Here is a 14,417-nt window from a genome sequence, read left to right on the forward strand (position 1 = left end):
AGGTATTGGTCGCTATCGTCCGGGTAGGCAAACGGCATAAGCTGTTGTGCCTCAACGGGAGCACCATTAGAACGATCAAAGATAACGGAAAACTGCCGGTTATCCGGGAGTGTCAACGTCATGGTTTTATTGGCCGCTTTGGAGAGAGCAAACAGGCTCTTTACCGTCAGCCGGGAAACCCAACCGGCCTCGCCATTGCCAGAAAGAACGATTGGCCTTCCATAATTGAATTGCCCTTCCTGAACCAGTAAAGCTCCGGTCAGACTGCGTTCGGTAGTTTGCTCTACCGGGTTCCATTCAAATTCATTAATCCAGAGCAGATCGTCCGGGAGGGTAATAGTATCCAGTTGCATCAGACCGTCCTCATGCCTGCATTTTTCAGGGCATCCAGCAGTTTGGTTTCATCCGATGAATCAATGCCTACATTGACTGCACCGCCGGGATATTCGAGCCGGATAACTTTCTGTGGAGTCGGCTGTGTAGTTCGGTTGATTGGAGCTGATGTACTCACCTGGCTTTCTTTAAGAGATTCTGCTTTCTCGTTATTAGCCTGCCGCCGACGCTCATTGTAAATCTGCTCACTGATCCGCAGGGCTGAGGTAATATTCCTGATCGCCTCCTGATCCCCATTGGCAATAGCCTCGGCCTGTTGCGCTCGCAAATCGTCACGCTGATTTTGATAACGGCGCTGCTCAATATCCGATTGCCTGCCCTGCAATTCATCCAGTTCATCTTGCAGGCTGTTTAGGGTGTTGCGGGAACTGTCGCCTAAGCTGGCCATGTTTTGTTTAGCTGAAACAATGGCGTTATTAAGCCGGTCTAAATCCGTTTGATTGAGCAGGTTCATGGTTTGTGCGGCATCTTCGGCCTCACGGACAAAACTTCTGGCATTGATCTCGCCTTGTTCATAGCTTTCAAACAGCTGTTCAAGGGCAATTCTTTGCTCTAAAAATTGTTTTTTCACATAAGCGGCAGCGGTTGATGTTTGATTGAGCCAGCGACCAATGCCGGTTACATCAAATTGATACTGATTGCTTCGCAACCGACTAATTTCTACAGAGGTTGCCTTTAGCTCATTTTTCAGGTCTTCAATACTGCCTTTGGCTGCGGTGGTATCCACAGAGCCGCCGCCTTGTTGTATGGCTACAAAAGCGTCGTGAGCGGCACTGCTCATGCCCATCAGTTCGGCGGTTATGGCGTTATAGTGACCGGCTAAAGCAGCAGAAATAGACTGGGCGTTTTCAAAAGATTGTTCTTGCTTGTCCCCGGCTTCCTCTGCCGTATCACCAACGTCCTTTACTACATCTTTTGTTTTTTCCGCTTCCTCTTTAAACTCCTTCAGCTTTTCACGACTCGCTTCAGTCGCCTCGTAATATTCTTCTTGTGATATGACTCCGAGTCTTAATGCTTCTGCTAAGGCCACACCAAGACTGGCCAGTTCGACCCGGGTTTCCGTTACCTCAATTTGCTCCATTGCATCGGCAACATCTTTGAATGCACTGGTCGCGGTTTCAGCAACTTTTTTGACTGCTGGCTCTGTTTTTTTGTAGTTTACAAGAAGTTCATCAATGGATTTTTTACTGAGGTCAACATTCCGCTTGAAACTGATTCTTATCTTTTCATTAGCATCGGTGCCTGCTTTTGCAATACCCTCATATAGCCCATCCCAAGCATCACCAATATCTTTTGCATCAGTGTTTACCTCGTTAATAAATGCTTTAGTTGTCCCTTTCAGTAGATCAGCATAACCCTTTAGGCTTTTTGATGTTTCCTCCGCACCAAAGAACCCGGTTAATTTTTCAAGAGCTTTTGTAATGAGGAAAAACTCAGAAGATATTACCGCACCCAATAGTTTTACGCCTGCTGCAAAGCCATTAAAAAACAGTTTTGTAGAGTTAGTTGCTATAGTAAAAGCGTTATTAAATCCAGAAAGTAAGTTTCCTACCTTTTCAAAACTTGATCTTACCCCTTCAATAAATTCATGGAAGGTAATTCTTTTCAGCGATTTTTCAACGCTATTTGACATATCAACAAATGCGTTACTAATAGCATTAGCTAATTTCTGCAAAGAGCCGTTTTTAACCATTTCATCCCACTTATTACTAATATCAGTGAGAATCTGGTTTACACGCTTTCCCCATCCAGCATCATCAATTCGCTCTTTGAATAATGTCCAACGGTCAATCAGGTTCGATATTAAACCAGAGTAGAGCTTCATGTTGGCCAGTGCTGCACCGTCAGCCCTTTTGCCCATCTCAGCAATAAGGCCTCTAATGGCATCTGCACCAAGCTTTCCCTGCTCGGTTAATTTCCTTAGCTCTGTGACATTTTCACCAGTGATCTTTTTCAGTATCTCCCAGACAGGGACACCGGCCTCAATCAACTGACGTAATTCTTCTGCCTGAAGTTTCTGCTTACCCCAAGCCTGACCAAGTGCCAGGCTGATTCTGCGGAGTTTTTCAAAATCGCCACCAAGCATACTGTTGGTATCAACAATCGCCTGCATGGTTCCATCCATCGGATCGAGGCCAAAGTTCTTCAGCATAGCGAAGGCTTCGGTGACCTGATGAATTTGCAGCGGGGTGTCACGGGTAAACTGCTTGATCCAAGCGACTGCTTCAGCCCCTTGCTCAACACCACCCATGATAGAGTTTAACTGGATGCGCAGACGGTCAAACTTATCACCAGTCTCCACGACACTGACCATTGCTTTTTTCAGGCCGAAGAAAACAGCAGTAGCCGTGACTAGCCCTGCAATTCGCCCTGACAGCCGATTAATGCTCACCGATGCTCTATTAGCATTAGTTGCAAGCTTGTCCATACCGCTAGTACGGAAGGCTCTGCTTGTCGCTTTGGTTTTAGCCTTAACTTTTTCGAGAGCCGAAGCCGTTGAACGCAATGAAACCGTAATTTTCTTCTGTTGGCTATCGAGATTACTGGTTGATAGACCGGCTTCTTTCAAGCTCTTTCGCATTTCATCGAGCTTGGTTCTTTGAGACTGAAAATTTTTGTTGGACTTGGATACGGCTTTCCGGGCTGTTTCCAGATTTGAGGCAAGAGAAATAGAGCTTTTCCGGACTTTATCATAGCTATTCCTAAGCCCGATTACTTTTTGCTGTTGATCCTGAAACTCATTGCTTAACTTTTGGGTTCTGTTCGTAAGCAAAGTAACTGAAGGCCTTAGTTTCCTTGCAGCTGTGTTCGCTTTTTTTAATTTCTCTGTATTTTTTTCAAGCAACCGCTCTTGCTTTTTGTATTCCCTACTTGCTGCAGAAACAGATTTTTTTGCAGCTGAAACTGCCTGCTTTAATTCTTTTGTTGGTTTTTTAGCTTTGGCTAACTGATTAGAGAGTTTTGTTAATTCTCTCTGCTGTTTTTTATATTCCTTATTGGCGGCACTAACAGCTTTTCTTGTAGATTCCTTTGCTTTTCTTAATCCATCAAGCGGCTTTGTAGTTTTTTCTAGTTTAGTTGAGAGTCTATCCAGTGTACGCTGCTGAGTTTTATATTCTTTATTCGTTTTTGCGAATGTACTAGATGTTTTCTCATATTCCTTTTCAAGTTGTTTTGCCAACTTTGCCGTTTTCTGCTGTTCTTGCGCCAGATTTTCAACTGACTTCTCTGCATCACGAAAGGCATTCCCGGATTCCCTGACAATCTTTGTCTGCTTTTGAAAAGACGACAAAAGCCCTTTTTGATTTTCAAGCCTGGTCAAATCATCTTTTAATGCTTTCGCTTCAGCACTTAATACTTCAAGTGAATCAGCGGATTTTTTTACGTCCTTTGACAGCAAATCTTTCGCTTTCAGGACTAAGCGAATAGCTGATTCTTTGATATTGGCCATAGTGTTTTATCTAAAAAATAGCCCCTCAAAAGGGGCTGAATAGACAGGATGCAAACCGTTGCTTTAACCAGCAAAATCAATCTGCATGAAGGTAGACAACCCGGAACCAGTGATGCTCGCATCAGCAAGAACGTCAAGCTCAAGTGGGATGCTGGCAAAGTCATCGGAGATAAAATCGAGGTTTTGAACCGGGGAAAACTTAACCCGATGAACCCGGATATTAAACGCCTTACCATCTTGGGCATCATTAAGGCCTTCCATGAACAGGACAAACTCCTTTCCTGAATCAATCAACGCCTGAACCATGTTGCTCGCCAGAGGTGTGTAGCTCACTTTGATCCCCATATTATCAATGGTTCCACCTTCAAGAACCTTAATACCGGACTTGGTTAGCTCATAATCGTCGCCAGCAGTCAGTGTAGTGTCCAAGCTATCTTTGACGGTTACAGGCTGCGCTGTATTAGGAATCTTGTCAAAAGGGATAAACTCACCTGGAACGCCATGACTTGCATGAAGCTCGTCGGAAACTGCTGCCGTAGATGCTGCCTCTACCGAGCCACGGAGCGCCATAGCCAAATTAGAGGCGGTGAAGTCAGTTGCGGTCAGGCTGGCTGAAATAGTCGAAATCCGGCTTATAGTGTTTCGGTTGCCACCACCACCGAGATAGTTTTTTAGCTCTTTCTTATCTTCTTCAAAGCTGAATTTAAACTCGCTCACGTTGCCAACCGGCAGCAGGGGAGCCGAATCATCAGCAGGCTTGAGGTAGATGCTACCAGCACCAATAAAACTACGATCCACTGTAGACATGGGTTATCTCCTTAGTAGGAAGGGTGTTGCCATAAATGGCGGGTTAAATAACAACTTCTATTTGCAAGGACATATCTGCAAACGATAAGTGAGCATTGCTTGGCGCAATGTCAAAACTGGTTTCACTGAAAGCGGTACTTCTGGCTTCTGGTGTAAACCGTTTTCCAGTTGTGAATAACTCCCGGATCGAGCGAGTCAAATCAATCAAGTTAAACGTTGCCTGTGTGTTGGTTTTAGCAACTGCACTGATACCAAATTCCATCCGATACTTTGCCCGTTGTCCCTGTCGCTGCTCTTCATTGATAGACACTAACTGAACTACAATAGCAGGTATCTCTATATCGTTTTCCAGCCCGGTTCCTGAGTAACCAAGATAGACATTTTCTGTAATCAGCTTCAAATGCTCGATCAATTTTTCAACTATTACTTTTTCTTGATTCGATGTTGAAGGCATAGTTAAGTTCCTGATGGAGCAGAGTTACAAAACGTTTGAGTAATTTAGGCTCTATTTCATTCAATGCACTTTTTGCTTTATGAAATAGAGGCACTTTATGAGAAAAAATCGGTAAGCCCATTCTCATCCAACGGCCTGAAACTTTGGACTTTCGCCATTTATGACTCCAGTTGTCTTTTCGCTGGAAAACTAACGGTCTTGTTGCATTTAGTGGCTGCATTAAAAATGCCTCTTCATAAAAATCATGACGGCCAACTTGCACCCCTCTTGCTCTTTGTGTTGCTCTTCCCATACGGTGAGCCATCATTGGAATAGTGCCAATCCAGACGATTAAATACCGGCTTCCGTTATACCCACCGCCAAGGTAAGTTTTTATTCGTCCAAATTGTTTCATTCGCTTTTGGGTAACTTGCAATTCCCTCGACATAATTCGTAATACTTGTACTTCAGTCCACTTGCTGAGCTTTCGCATGGTTCTATCAATGGCTACTTCTGTTTTTTTAGGAGAGTCCTTAAACAACTTTTCAAAGTTCTCAACATCCTTACTGACCTCTACCGAAAGCTTATTAACAATCATAGATGTTCCACCGAGCTAAATAACCATCGTCTTTTATCTTCCGGTCTATCTCATAAGTGATCCCGTTGGCCACTACGCTATCACCACGCTTTAACTTGATTGAGCTATCTATTGACAGAACGGTAATTTCACCTGCTATCGCCTCATATTGCCCGAGCTCTACCAGTTCCTTTTTGATGACACCTTTGGCTTCAAGTGTCGTGTTATCAGCAAAGGTGAGTAAAACAGACTGCCCGAATACTGAAAGAACCCGGTCCTTTGCATCATTAAAAATGTCATCCATAAGGGCAGTCTCCAACAAGAAATAACGAGGCTGGCCATTACTAACCAGCCAGCCGATTAGCTCATGGTGAGCTTGATTACAGCCCGAGGCTTGAGGTTGATCGGCAGCGGATTTGACTGAGTGTGGACAATCACACCCTTTTCAAAATCCATGACCTTCTGCTTCGCATAGCGAGGCAAGCCGATGGTGTTGACGGTCTCAACAAAGTCAGCCGGAGCGAACCAGGTTCTGAAGATGTCAGCATCTTCCGGGTAGAGGTACGCTTCATTAGAGGCAACAAAGTCATTGCCGCCGACACTGCCCCGGTATTCTTCCCAGTTAATGTCTGCGTAACGGAAAGTCCCATTCGGATCATTGCGGAGGGCTTCTCCCTGCTGCCAACGCTGGTAGGCTTCTTTGGTGGACTTGTGATTAACCAGCCCGTCAAAGAAGTCAGCACCACAGAAAGCCCGGAGGCCACTGTAAGGCTGTGCGCCCATTGCATCATCAACCAGCCTGCGAGCAGCGACCGCCTGCTTGCGGGTATCGGTTGTGGTTGTGCCGAAGGCAAAGTTATGGGTTTGCTGAGTCACCCCGAACTCGTCAAACAGGTTGTAAAGAACGGTGCTACCATCACCATCCAGAATCTCGCCCTTGAGCGCACCCATACGTAGAAATTCCAGCGTTACCTCATGGTTGGCATTCATCATGGCCAGACGGTTATTGATAACAGCCTGAACACCCTGCAGGGCATCCTCGCTACCAAACTGGCGCACGTTCTGTACTTCAGCAGCCAATACAGTGCTGTCATAAGGAATGTGCGGAACGATGAAGCTACGCATCTGGCGCTTATCACCAACAGCCTGAGTTGCCGGTGCGCCACGCTCGGTAGAAGGCAGCAAACGGAGTACACCGTTGATGCTTTCAACAACCGCAGTGGTGGTGTTGATACCTGTTTCACGGAACAGGCCGAGTTCACCCAAACGACCAGGCTTGTAATCCATCTCATTGATGGTCGCAGTCAGGCTTGAAAGGCTGAAAGCGTTGTCGTTAAAAATATCCAGCATTTTATCGCTCCTTGATAAAGGAAGGTGTTTAAAAGGAAAGTACTGCGAGAGGGTTAAGCGATTAAGCGTTACGGGTGATAATGTCCAATCCGGCTAGTTCAGTGATAGCAGCAGCCTGTTCTTCACCAGTGATACCGTCAGGCCATACCAGCAGGCTATCAACTACCTCGGCCAGTCGTGCAATGATGACACCATCGCCGCCACTCGCATCGGTTGCCTTGCCTGCGTAAAGCACACCAGCGGCGGTTTCAGAACCATCGGCAGCGGCAGGATCAACCGGCTTGTAAACGCCAGTGGCAGTTACCTTACCGAGAACGGTTCCCGGCTCCATATCCAGATTAGCTGCGAGAGCTACCTGCTCACGGCTAATGCTGTTGTTGCCTTCGGAGATCAGAAACTCGGCAGTGTAGTTTTTTTCAGTTTTTACACTCATCGTCATTGTCCTTTTTGACAAAGGGTTAATCGAGGGTTGGTTGAGGTTTTAAGCTCGACGGTTGCGCTTGCTATAAATAGCCTGCGTATCAATCACAGCAGTTTGCTTGTGTCCCTGCTGCTCGGGAGGTAAAGCATTGTTAATCGTTTCATCCCCGGAGGTGAGCAGATTAAACAATTCATTTCTGACTTCATCGACGGTCTTGTTGGCCTTGATATAGTCACTGGCTTTGTTGACCTGGGATGCTGCTTTACAGAGACTCTTGATCTCATCAAAGGCCGCAAGACGGGCTTTTGCATCAACTTCAGAAAGCTTCTCTTTCAAGAACGCTTCCGTTTTTTCCGGGTAGCCAGCCTGATTGCACAGAGAAGCAATAGCCAGAGCATTAACTTCAGGCTTCCCTTGACTCGATGCTTCCGGTTCTTGCTGCTCTGTCTCGGTGACTTGCTCTGGTTCTGGTTTTTCCGGTTCCTGCTGCTGATTCTCTGGCTCTTGATCCATAAGGCCAAAGCCAGCGGGAGCATTGTTGAATTTAGCAAGATCAAAACAAGCAGCGGCTTTAACCGGCTCATCAATCTGATCCACCAGCCCCATATCCAAAGCCTCCTGAGCGGTGAACCATGTTTCATCGTTCATTACGGCTTTCATTTCTTCGAGGGACTTTCCGGTTCGTGCGGTATAAGAGACAGCAATACTGTCCGCTACCTTATCCATGACATCGGCGGTTTTCCGCATAGCCTCGGCATCACCCGCCGCCCAACCATAAGGGTTGTGAATCATCATCATGGCATTTTCGGCAATGGCCACGGTGTCACCGGCCATAGCGATAACACTGGCAATGCTCGCCGCCAGTCCCTCGATACTGACATGCACATTGGCTTTATGCAGACGGAGGGCGTTATAAATGGCGATTCCCTCAAAGACCATTCCACCCGGGCTATTAATGCGAACATTAATGTCGGTGGTATCCAAGTCCCTGATTTGATCAATAACTGACTGAGCAGATACACCCCACCAATCATCTATTTCATCAAAGATAAATAATTCCGGTGTTTTGCCTGCTTCATTTTTCAAGCTAAACCACTGGCGGTTATGAGCCATAATAATTCTCCCTATAGGTAAGTAGCTCAAGAATTTTTGGGTACTTATTTTCATCGGTTGCTTTGATGAAATTGATTGCATCATCAAATACGGTTTCACCATAAATATTGGCAATGTTTATGGTATGGGTTCCCCGCCGCATTCCTCTCGGCGTGTCGTAGATGGGAGACTTTGGAAAACGCTTTATGTAATCGAGGGTGTATTCATTGCTCCATGACCGGAGCGGGAACATTTGCCAGACTCCATTAGCAGTTTTGTATTTCGGCTTTCTGATTAGATTACCGTCAGCAATTCTACGACCATAAACAACCGACTTTATTTTGTACTTTTCAGTAAATTCATGGATGCCATTTCGCTGAAAAATCCTGAACCATCGGCTTTTAATTTTTGAGCAGGTCGGAAAAATAAATTTTGGATTCTTTTTTAAAAAATCCATTCCTTTTTCTTTCCGATTAACAAAGAGCAATGGAACATTGTATTGATTGCAGTAGCTCTCTATAAAATCCAAATGGCAGCGGTAATCAATTTCTTTATTAACCACCGCTACATGAGGGAGTTTATAGCCCCGACTCAGCATATACTGGCTAACAGCCACCGAATCTTTGCCACCACTGAATGCCAATATGCCTTTACTGAAGTCCATCGGTTTCATCCTGATTTTCTTCTGACTCCGACTGTACTGGTGGCTCGGCTATCATGGCATCCCGAGCATCACTGTCGTATTTCAATTCAAGTTCATCAGACCGGCGGTTATCCGCTGCAATTTCTTCGTCAATCTGCTCGCTATCAAAGCCGAGTTCACTGACCACTTCAGAACGTGACTTAAAGCCTGAGCGCACGGCCATTTTCTGTGCCTGCATATCTTGAACCGGGTGCATGTATGGCCAGCCATGGGCTATCCATTTAACCCGACGATATGAACGCTGGTTTCTTTGATAATCAGCAATAGCAATAGAGCCATTCAGCACAGCCATATCAAGCCAACGGTTCCAGACTGGTCGGCAGAACTGGAATATGATCTGGTTATGCTGAATCTGCTGAATGCGTCGTCGGAACTCATTAATTATTAGACGCAGAGCCCTATCACTGACCCCGGCCATATCCCCGGATAGCAACTCAAATGGCATGCCGATTCCTGCGGCAATCGCCATAAGCTGCTGCTTCATAAAGTTAGGGTAATCTGCAGATGTTCCGGGAGGGTTGTTAAACTCCACTTCCTCGCCCGGTGCCAATTCCTGCATTGTGCCAGGCTCCATTGCCACCATGGGCGCACCATTAGCGTCATACTCAAAAGGCTTGCCGGTCAATGGATCAATGGGTTCCTGTTCCGGGGATGGCTTTTTGATAAAGCCGGTGAACAGATTGGCTACTTCCTGTCTGAGCAAGGTAGCATCATCAAACTTATCCAGATGATAGAGCCTGACTAATACCTGTGTCAGTAATGGCTGGCCACGTAGCTGACCCGGGCGCAAAGCCTCAAAAATATGGAGGACATTTTCAGCCTCTATCCTGACAAGCCGACTACTATCAAAAGCAAATTCCGCTGGATGCTCCCGGTGCATATGGTAAGCAACTCGCTTTCCAATAGCGTTAAATTCAATGCCTGCTTTTATGACATTGCCATTAGAGAGCTTCTGATTATACGAGACAGGTACATATTCTGATTCAAGAATCTGAAGCTGTAGCGGAACCGATAGCCCATCTTCTGGCCTACGTGGTCGCAACCGAACAAAACACTCGCCACCCTCAAACATTGATCGGGTAATCAATGACTGCTGGCCAGTGAAACTCAGCAGACCATCAGCGTCCGATTCGTCGGACCATTGCTGGAATAAAGTCTGTAAGTCTTCCCGGAGGCCATCATTATCAACCAGTGATTTTGGTGTTATGCCACGGCCAATAACATTGCTGACCAACTTTTCCAGACCACTACTCGCCCACGGATCATTACGGATTGCCGCCCTTGATCGGTTGATCAACTGGCTCAGATCACCAGAAAGGGCAGTGTTGGGCGACGACTGTGGAGCATACCAGCTCCTTGTGCGCCGACCTGTCCCGGCAGCGGTATAAGCACTGTTGGTAAACCGTTTCACTAAATTGGCAAAGAAGCTCATTATCAAACTCCTTTTGATGAATAGATACCGAACTGCTTTGGACGCTTTTGCTTCTTGATCAATTCACGCTCAATAGCCTGAAGGCGCCGCTCCATTTCAGCAAAGCTGCTGAACTCTACTCGCTGCCCATCTAATTGAACCACTCGGGTATCCCGTAACAGCACTGCTCGCTTTAGGGCTTGATATTCTTCTTCCGTGAACATGGCTTTTATCCGTTTAGATAAGAACTCTTTGATGACCGCCTGACCTGCCGCTTTTTCTGTTTTTCTTCTTGGACTTCTTCTGATGCAGTTTCAGGTGACGGCCTACTGGATGCCAGTCGCTCCAGGTTAATCCCTCGATGCTGCTGCAAGATACGAATAGCAGCGAGAGAATAGACACGGCAATCCAGCGCCTCGTTTCTTCTGTTTTTGGCATCCCAAGTAAAATAAGGGACCCCGAATTTAAACTTCTTGATTTTTTCTTCAGCGGTGGCCTGCTTGAAATAGTCTTCATCAAAACAGTCCTTTATTGGCCAGTGACAATAGCCCTGACCCGGTTCGAGAATACGGTAACGCTGGTATATCAATTCTTTTGCGGTATCGGTGCCGATTATGGTCAGGTAGACACCCTTTTTATTTTTGGTTTTCGGGAAGGTGGCTATTGGTTTACCAGCCTGTGATGACCCCTTGATAGGGATTGCCCAATCCGCACCCTGTTTTCGACAGAAGGCATAAACTTCATCGGTATAGTGACCACCAGAGTCAATGCAGACCTGCGCCACATTCATCTTGATCCCATCTTGCCGGGTAAAAGTTTTGTGGAGCATATCAGCGAGGGCATCCCATATCCCTTGCCGGGATAAATCACCATAGAGACGAACGTAATCAATCGACCAGCTTTCCTCACCAGCACCCCAACCGATTACCTCAAATTCGATACGGTCATCCTGAACATCACAGCCAACGGTAATTACCTCAACCCACCAAGGGACTTCTGCCGGGTAATGTTCCCGACGCTGGTAGAGTAAGGCATGTTCGACGGTTTCACCCTTTTCAACCCATGTTTCACCAAGTACTGTATTCGTCCAGTCTTTTAACTGGACCGGGTTTTTCTCTGCCGCTAAAAAATCCTCCACGGCATTCTGCCAGCTATACCAACCATTCGGGCTGTAGAGAGAACTGAGGTGAAACCCGGCTGTTTTTTCGCTCTTTTCCATTTCTGCTTGCCAATAGCCCTTGGCTAGCAGACGAGGCTTATCTTTTTCAAAGTGCTTATGGTTGCACCTGGCACATTCGAAGCGTGTTGTCGCAGGATCTCCATGATCAAATTTTATCTGTGACCAGACTATCGGCTGGTAATGATCGCAGGCATTACAGGGAACCAGGAAGCGGCGTTTATCGCTATCTTCATAGGCCGCTTCTATTTTGCTGGTTTCCGCTATGTTCGGCGTGCTGACCATCAGGATTTTACGGTTACGGCTAAAGGTAGCCGTTCGCTTTATGGCCAGATTGATTGGACTACCTTCACCGTCAACATCATCTTCGTAAGCATCTACCTCATCCATAAACAGGAATCGGGCAGGCATCGAGCGGAGGCCTGTAGAGCTATTTGCCCCGGTAAAAATCAGAACCCCGTTTGGAAATTCTTTTGATAAGACCGTGTTGCCACTATCCCGGCTCCGGGATTCTTTTACCTTTTCCCGGAGAGAAGGCATTTCTTCGATCATCGGAGCGATACGCTGTTTTGATGTACGCTTGGCCATATCCAGCGTTGGCAAGACATACATCATGGGACCCGGTGTATGGTCGATGACATAGCCGAGCCAGTTATTACCGCACTCTGTCCCGCCTACCTGCGCCCCTTTCATAAACACCACTTTTTCAATAGGGGAGGAAGGCGATAGCGCATCCATGATTTCTTTCAGGTAAGGCGTTCTTTCCGTCCGCCACCGCCCGGCTTCTTTTGCTGCTTTTGCCGGGAGGATTCGCTTTTGATCTGCCCATTCAGAAACCGTAAGCCGGGTGTCTGGCAACAGTCCTTTAAAGAACCCTTCGAGATATGGGCTTTGATCTACTTGCATAGGCGATTTAAAACCAATTCCAGTTCTTCAAATAGAAGCTTTCGTACTGCTGCCGCATCTTCTTCTGCTGCGAGTACATCACATAGCCGATCGGGTATGGCCAGAAGTTCATCCCGGACAATTCGACCGGCCTTGAAAGCATCATTTTTAACTTTTGTCGCATCGGTTAGCTGGCCACTGCGTTCTTCAAAATCGAGTTTTGCCAGTTTCGCCCGGAAGGCTTCTCGCATTGTCCGGGCAGTGACAAAATCAACTGCGCCACCCTGACCACCGGCTGGCATTATTTCCTGCATGGCCTGTTTTGCTTGCCGTTCTTTTGAAGGCCGATGCTGTGCGGGATCAATGTTATCTTCGATTGCTTGGACTGCTTGCTCTGGATTAACTTTTCCATCAACCAATTTCACTATGCCGTTTTTTACGAGCTTAGTGATATAGCTCCGGTTGACCCCCTGTTGTCGTGCAAATTCTGCCTGTGAAATTAGCTTCATTTAATATCATCCGAATGCCGTTTTTCCTTTTTTTGACCTATTGAACAAATAATTAGCGGTTAGGCGGCTGATGACCTATATAGGCTATTAGTACTAAAAATGAACAACCAATACGGAGGTACTAAATGAAAAAAATAGCTTTGTATAATGATAGGGTTCGGCGGTCGCTAATTGATTACAAGGAAGAAATCAGTCTCCTTAGAGAAAACTGCCGATTTAAAGTAATGAGAACCAGAAGTGTTGCCCATACAATTAAAGACAAGAATGGTTTATTAGCTGCCATTGCAAACTTTAATGCCTTTAATGAAGACAACGATCCATACGGTGAACATGACTTCATAATAATAGAATTTGAAGGTCATAAGGTATTTGCAAAGTTTGGCTATTATGCCCCTGATTTAGAACATGGATCGGAAGACCCGGAGAATCTATCCAAAACATTCCGGGTTTTAACCATCATGCTCGCCAGTGATTACTGATTTAATTAGCCCTGACTCAATTCAGGGCTTTTTGTTTACCACTCTTGAATTAATTAGCTAGCCAACCCGCTTGGAATCAGCGTTCTTTAAAAATTTGTTTACCAGTTTTTGAACTCTGGCACTAGCGAAACACCGCGCCCCGTAGACCCCGCCTCAAAGGCAGCAATCTAGGGACCCCGCCTGTGTGCCAGGTGACCCGCAGCTCAGAAAAAATTGCAAGCAAGCGTGATTGCACTAGTAAAAAAAAATTCCTGCTTGTGGCTATTTATATAGAGAAAAAATGAACAAATTAATTAAAAAAAATATTGTAATACACGACTAATCACCCATAGTTAAATTAGAAACACCGATAAATAAAACAACCCGTAAGGAGCAACACAATGACTACTACTAATAAAACCACTAGCAAAAAAAGCAACACTAAAACCAACCAGAAAGAGGGAGCTACCATGGCTAACGATAAAATGGAACGTAATGCTAAGCCCGCTAAAAAGAGTCCATCGGAAAAATTCGTTGAGGTTGTTAATATCAGGATGCCGAAGGCTATCAGGCAAATACAGGCTGTTACAGCACTAGCGGATAAATCAAAGTATAATTATACCGACGAGCAAGCCGCTAAGATCAAAGAGGCTCTGCAAGCCGCACTGAATGATCTGATTGATAAATTCGATTGCGGTGAAAAGGTAGAAAACACCGTTTTCAAATTGTAATCAGCACCAACCATTAAAC

General features: G+C 45.9%; 16 protein-coding genes. 2 read left to right on the forward strand and 14 right to left on the reverse strand.

The window, feature by feature from the left end; translation table 11 throughout:
* From KDK13_RS18115 to KDK13_RS18180, 14 genes are all read right to left on the reverse strand, one after another.
* A partial coding sequence (locus tag KDK13_RS18115; protein ID WP_257286399.1) for a hypothetical protein occupies window positions 1-353 on the reverse strand: 353 nt, incomplete at its 3' end.
* A complete protein-coding gene (locus KDK13_RS18120; RefSeq protein WP_257286400.1) occupies window positions 353-3,844 on the reverse strand; it encodes a tape measure protein in 3,492 nt (1,163 codons plus the stop codon). The genes KDK13_RS18120 and KDK13_RS18115, both read right to left, overlap by 1 nt.
* Window positions 3,845-3,907: 63 nt before the next feature.
* Complete coding sequence (locus tag KDK13_RS18125; RefSeq protein WP_257286402.1) at window positions 3,908-4,651, reverse strand: hypothetical protein; 744 nt, start codon at window positions 4,649-4,651, stop codon at window positions 3,908-3,910.
* Window positions 4,652-4,694: 43 nt separating this feature from the next.
* Window positions 4,695-5,105 (reverse strand): hypothetical protein, encoded by a 411-nt coding sequence (locus tag KDK13_RS18130; RefSeq protein WP_257286403.1) that lies wholly within the window; start codon window positions 5,103-5,105, stop codon window positions 4,695-4,697.
* Window positions 5,068-5,682 carry a hypothetical protein gene (locus KDK13_RS18135; RefSeq protein WP_257286405.1) on the reverse strand — a complete coding sequence of 205 codons (615 nt, stop codon included), beginning with the start codon at window positions 5,680-5,682 and terminating at the stop codon, window positions 5,068-5,070. The genes KDK13_RS18130 and KDK13_RS18135 overlap by 38 nt, the downstream gene beginning before the upstream one ends.
* The gene (locus KDK13_RS18140; RefSeq protein WP_257286406.1) at window positions 5,672-5,965 is read right to left on the reverse strand and encodes a hypothetical protein; all 294 of its coding nucleotides are present in this window, start codon (window positions 5,963-5,965) and stop codon (window positions 5,672-5,674) included. Before KDK13_RS18140 ends, KDK13_RS18135 begins: the two co-directional genes overlap by 11 nt.
* Before the next feature lie 56 nt (window positions 5,966-6,021).
* Complete coding sequence (locus KDK13_RS18145; protein WP_257286407.1) at window positions 6,022-7,011, reverse strand: major capsid protein; 990 nt, start codon at window positions 7,009-7,011, stop codon at window positions 6,022-6,024.
* A gap of 61 nt (window positions 7,012-7,072) precedes the next feature.
* Window positions 7,073-7,444, reverse strand: a complete 372-nt coding sequence (locus KDK13_RS18150) for a head decoration protein (protein WP_257286408.1) — start codon at window positions 7,442-7,444, stop codon at window positions 7,073-7,075.
* Between the two features lie 48 nt (window positions 7,445-7,492).
* Window positions 7,493-8,545, reverse strand: coding sequence for a head maturation protease, ClpP-related (locus KDK13_RS18155; RefSeq protein WP_257286409.1), 1,053 nt, complete (start codon window positions 8,543-8,545; stop codon window positions 7,493-7,495).
* Window positions 8,535-9,188, reverse strand: coding sequence for a phosphoadenosine phosphosulfate reductase family protein (locus tag KDK13_RS18160; RefSeq protein ID WP_257286410.1), 654 nt, complete (start codon window positions 9,186-9,188; stop codon window positions 8,535-8,537). Before KDK13_RS18160 ends, KDK13_RS18155 begins: the two co-directional genes overlap by 11 nt.
* Window positions 9,175-10,659, reverse strand: coding sequence for a phage portal protein (locus tag KDK13_RS18165; protein WP_257286411.1), 1,485 nt, complete (start codon window positions 10,657-10,659; stop codon window positions 9,175-9,177). The genes KDK13_RS18160 and KDK13_RS18165 overlap by 14 nt, the downstream gene beginning before the upstream one ends.
* 2 nt (window positions 10,660-10,661) lie before the next feature.
* On the reverse strand, window positions 10,662-10,862 hold the full coding sequence (locus KDK13_RS18170) for a phage head-tail joining protein (RefSeq protein ID WP_373692255.1): 201 nt from the start codon (window positions 10,860-10,862) through the stop codon (window positions 10,662-10,664).
* Between the two features lie 5 nt (window positions 10,863-10,867).
* Window positions 10,868-12,721, reverse strand: a complete 1,854-nt coding sequence (locus KDK13_RS18175) for a phage terminase large subunit family protein (RefSeq protein ID WP_257286413.1) — start codon at window positions 12,719-12,721, stop codon at window positions 10,868-10,870.
* A complete protein-coding gene (locus KDK13_RS18180) occupies window positions 12,712-13,209 on the reverse strand; it encodes a hypothetical protein (protein ID WP_257286414.1) in 498 nt (165 codons plus the stop codon). The genes KDK13_RS18175 and KDK13_RS18180 overlap by 10 nt, the downstream gene beginning before the upstream one ends.
* Before the next feature lie 125 nt (window positions 13,210-13,334).
* Here KDK13_RS18180 and KDK13_RS18185 point away from each other — a divergent pair, with 125 nt between their 5' ends.
* Window positions 13,335-13,688, forward strand: coding sequence for a DUF3768 domain-containing protein (locus tag KDK13_RS18185; protein WP_257286415.1), 354 nt, complete (start codon window positions 13,335-13,337; stop codon window positions 13,686-13,688).
* Window positions 13,689-14,068: 380 nt separating this feature from the next.
* On the forward strand, window positions 14,069-14,398 hold the full coding sequence (locus KDK13_RS18190; protein WP_257286416.1) for a hypothetical protein: 330 nt from the start codon (window positions 14,069-14,071) through the stop codon (window positions 14,396-14,398).
* The last annotated feature ends 19 nt before the right edge of the window (window positions 14,399-14,417 follow it).

Source organism: Endozoicomonas sp. SESOKO1, assembly GCF_024606265.1.
In the GTDB taxonomy this organism is placed as follows: Bacteria; Pseudomonadota; Gammaproteobacteria; order Pseudomonadales; family Endozoicomonadaceae; genus Endozoicomonas.

Coding starts and splice junctions, on each gene's coding strand:
- KDK13_RS18120 (WP_257286400.1), bottom strand. CDS start 3,844: ATGGCCAATATCAAAGAATCAGCTATTCGCTTAGTCCTGAAAGCGAAA.
- KDK13_RS18125 (WP_257286402.1), bottom strand. CDS start 4,651: ATGTCTACAGTGGATCGTAGTTTTATTGGTGCTGGTAGCATCTACCTC.
- KDK13_RS18130 (WP_257286403.1), bottom strand. CDS start 5,105: ATGCCTTCAACATCGAATCAAGAAAAAGTAATAGTTGAAAAATTGATC.
- KDK13_RS18135 (WP_257286405.1), bottom strand. CDS start 5,682: ATGATTGTTAATAAGCTTTCGGTAGAGGTCAGTAAGGATGTTGAGAAC.
- KDK13_RS18140 (WP_257286406.1), bottom strand. CDS start 5,965: ATGGATGACATTTTTAATGATGCAAAGGACCGGGTTCTTTCAGTATTC.
- KDK13_RS18145 (WP_257286407.1), bottom strand. CDS start 7,011: ATGCTGGATATTTTTAACGACAACGCTTTCAGCCTTTCAAGCCTGACT.
- KDK13_RS18150 (WP_257286408.1), bottom strand. CDS start 7,444: ATGAGTGTAAAAACTGAAAAAAACTACACTGCCGAGTTTCTGATCTCC.
- KDK13_RS18155 (WP_257286409.1), bottom strand. CDS start 8,545: ATGGCTCATAACCGCCAGTGGTTTAGCTTGAAAAATGAAGCAGGCAAA.
- KDK13_RS18160 (WP_257286410.1), bottom strand. CDS start 9,188: ATGGACTTCAGTAAAGGCATATTGGCATTCAGTGGTGGCAAAGATTCG.
- KDK13_RS18165 (WP_257286411.1), bottom strand. CDS start 10,659: ATGAGCTTCTTTGCCAATTTAGTGAAACGGTTTACCAACAGTGCTTAT.
- KDK13_RS18170 (WP_373692255.1), bottom strand. CDS start 10,862: ATGTTCACGGAAGAAGAATATCAAGCCCTAAAGCGAGCAGTGCTGTTA.
- KDK13_RS18175 (WP_257286413.1), bottom strand. CDS start 12,721: ATGCAAGTAGATCAAAGCCCATATCTCGAAGGGTTCTTTAAAGGACTG.
- KDK13_RS18180 (WP_257286414.1), bottom strand. CDS start 13,209: ATGAAGCTAATTTCACAGGCAGAATTTGCACGACAACAGGGGGTCAAC.
- KDK13_RS18185 (WP_257286415.1), top strand. CDS start 13,335: ATGAAAAAAATAGCTTTGTATAATGATAGGGTTCGGCGGTCGCTAATT.
- KDK13_RS18190 (WP_257286416.1), top strand. CDS start 14,069: ATGACTACTACTAATAAAACCACTAGCAAAAAAAGCAACACTAAAACC.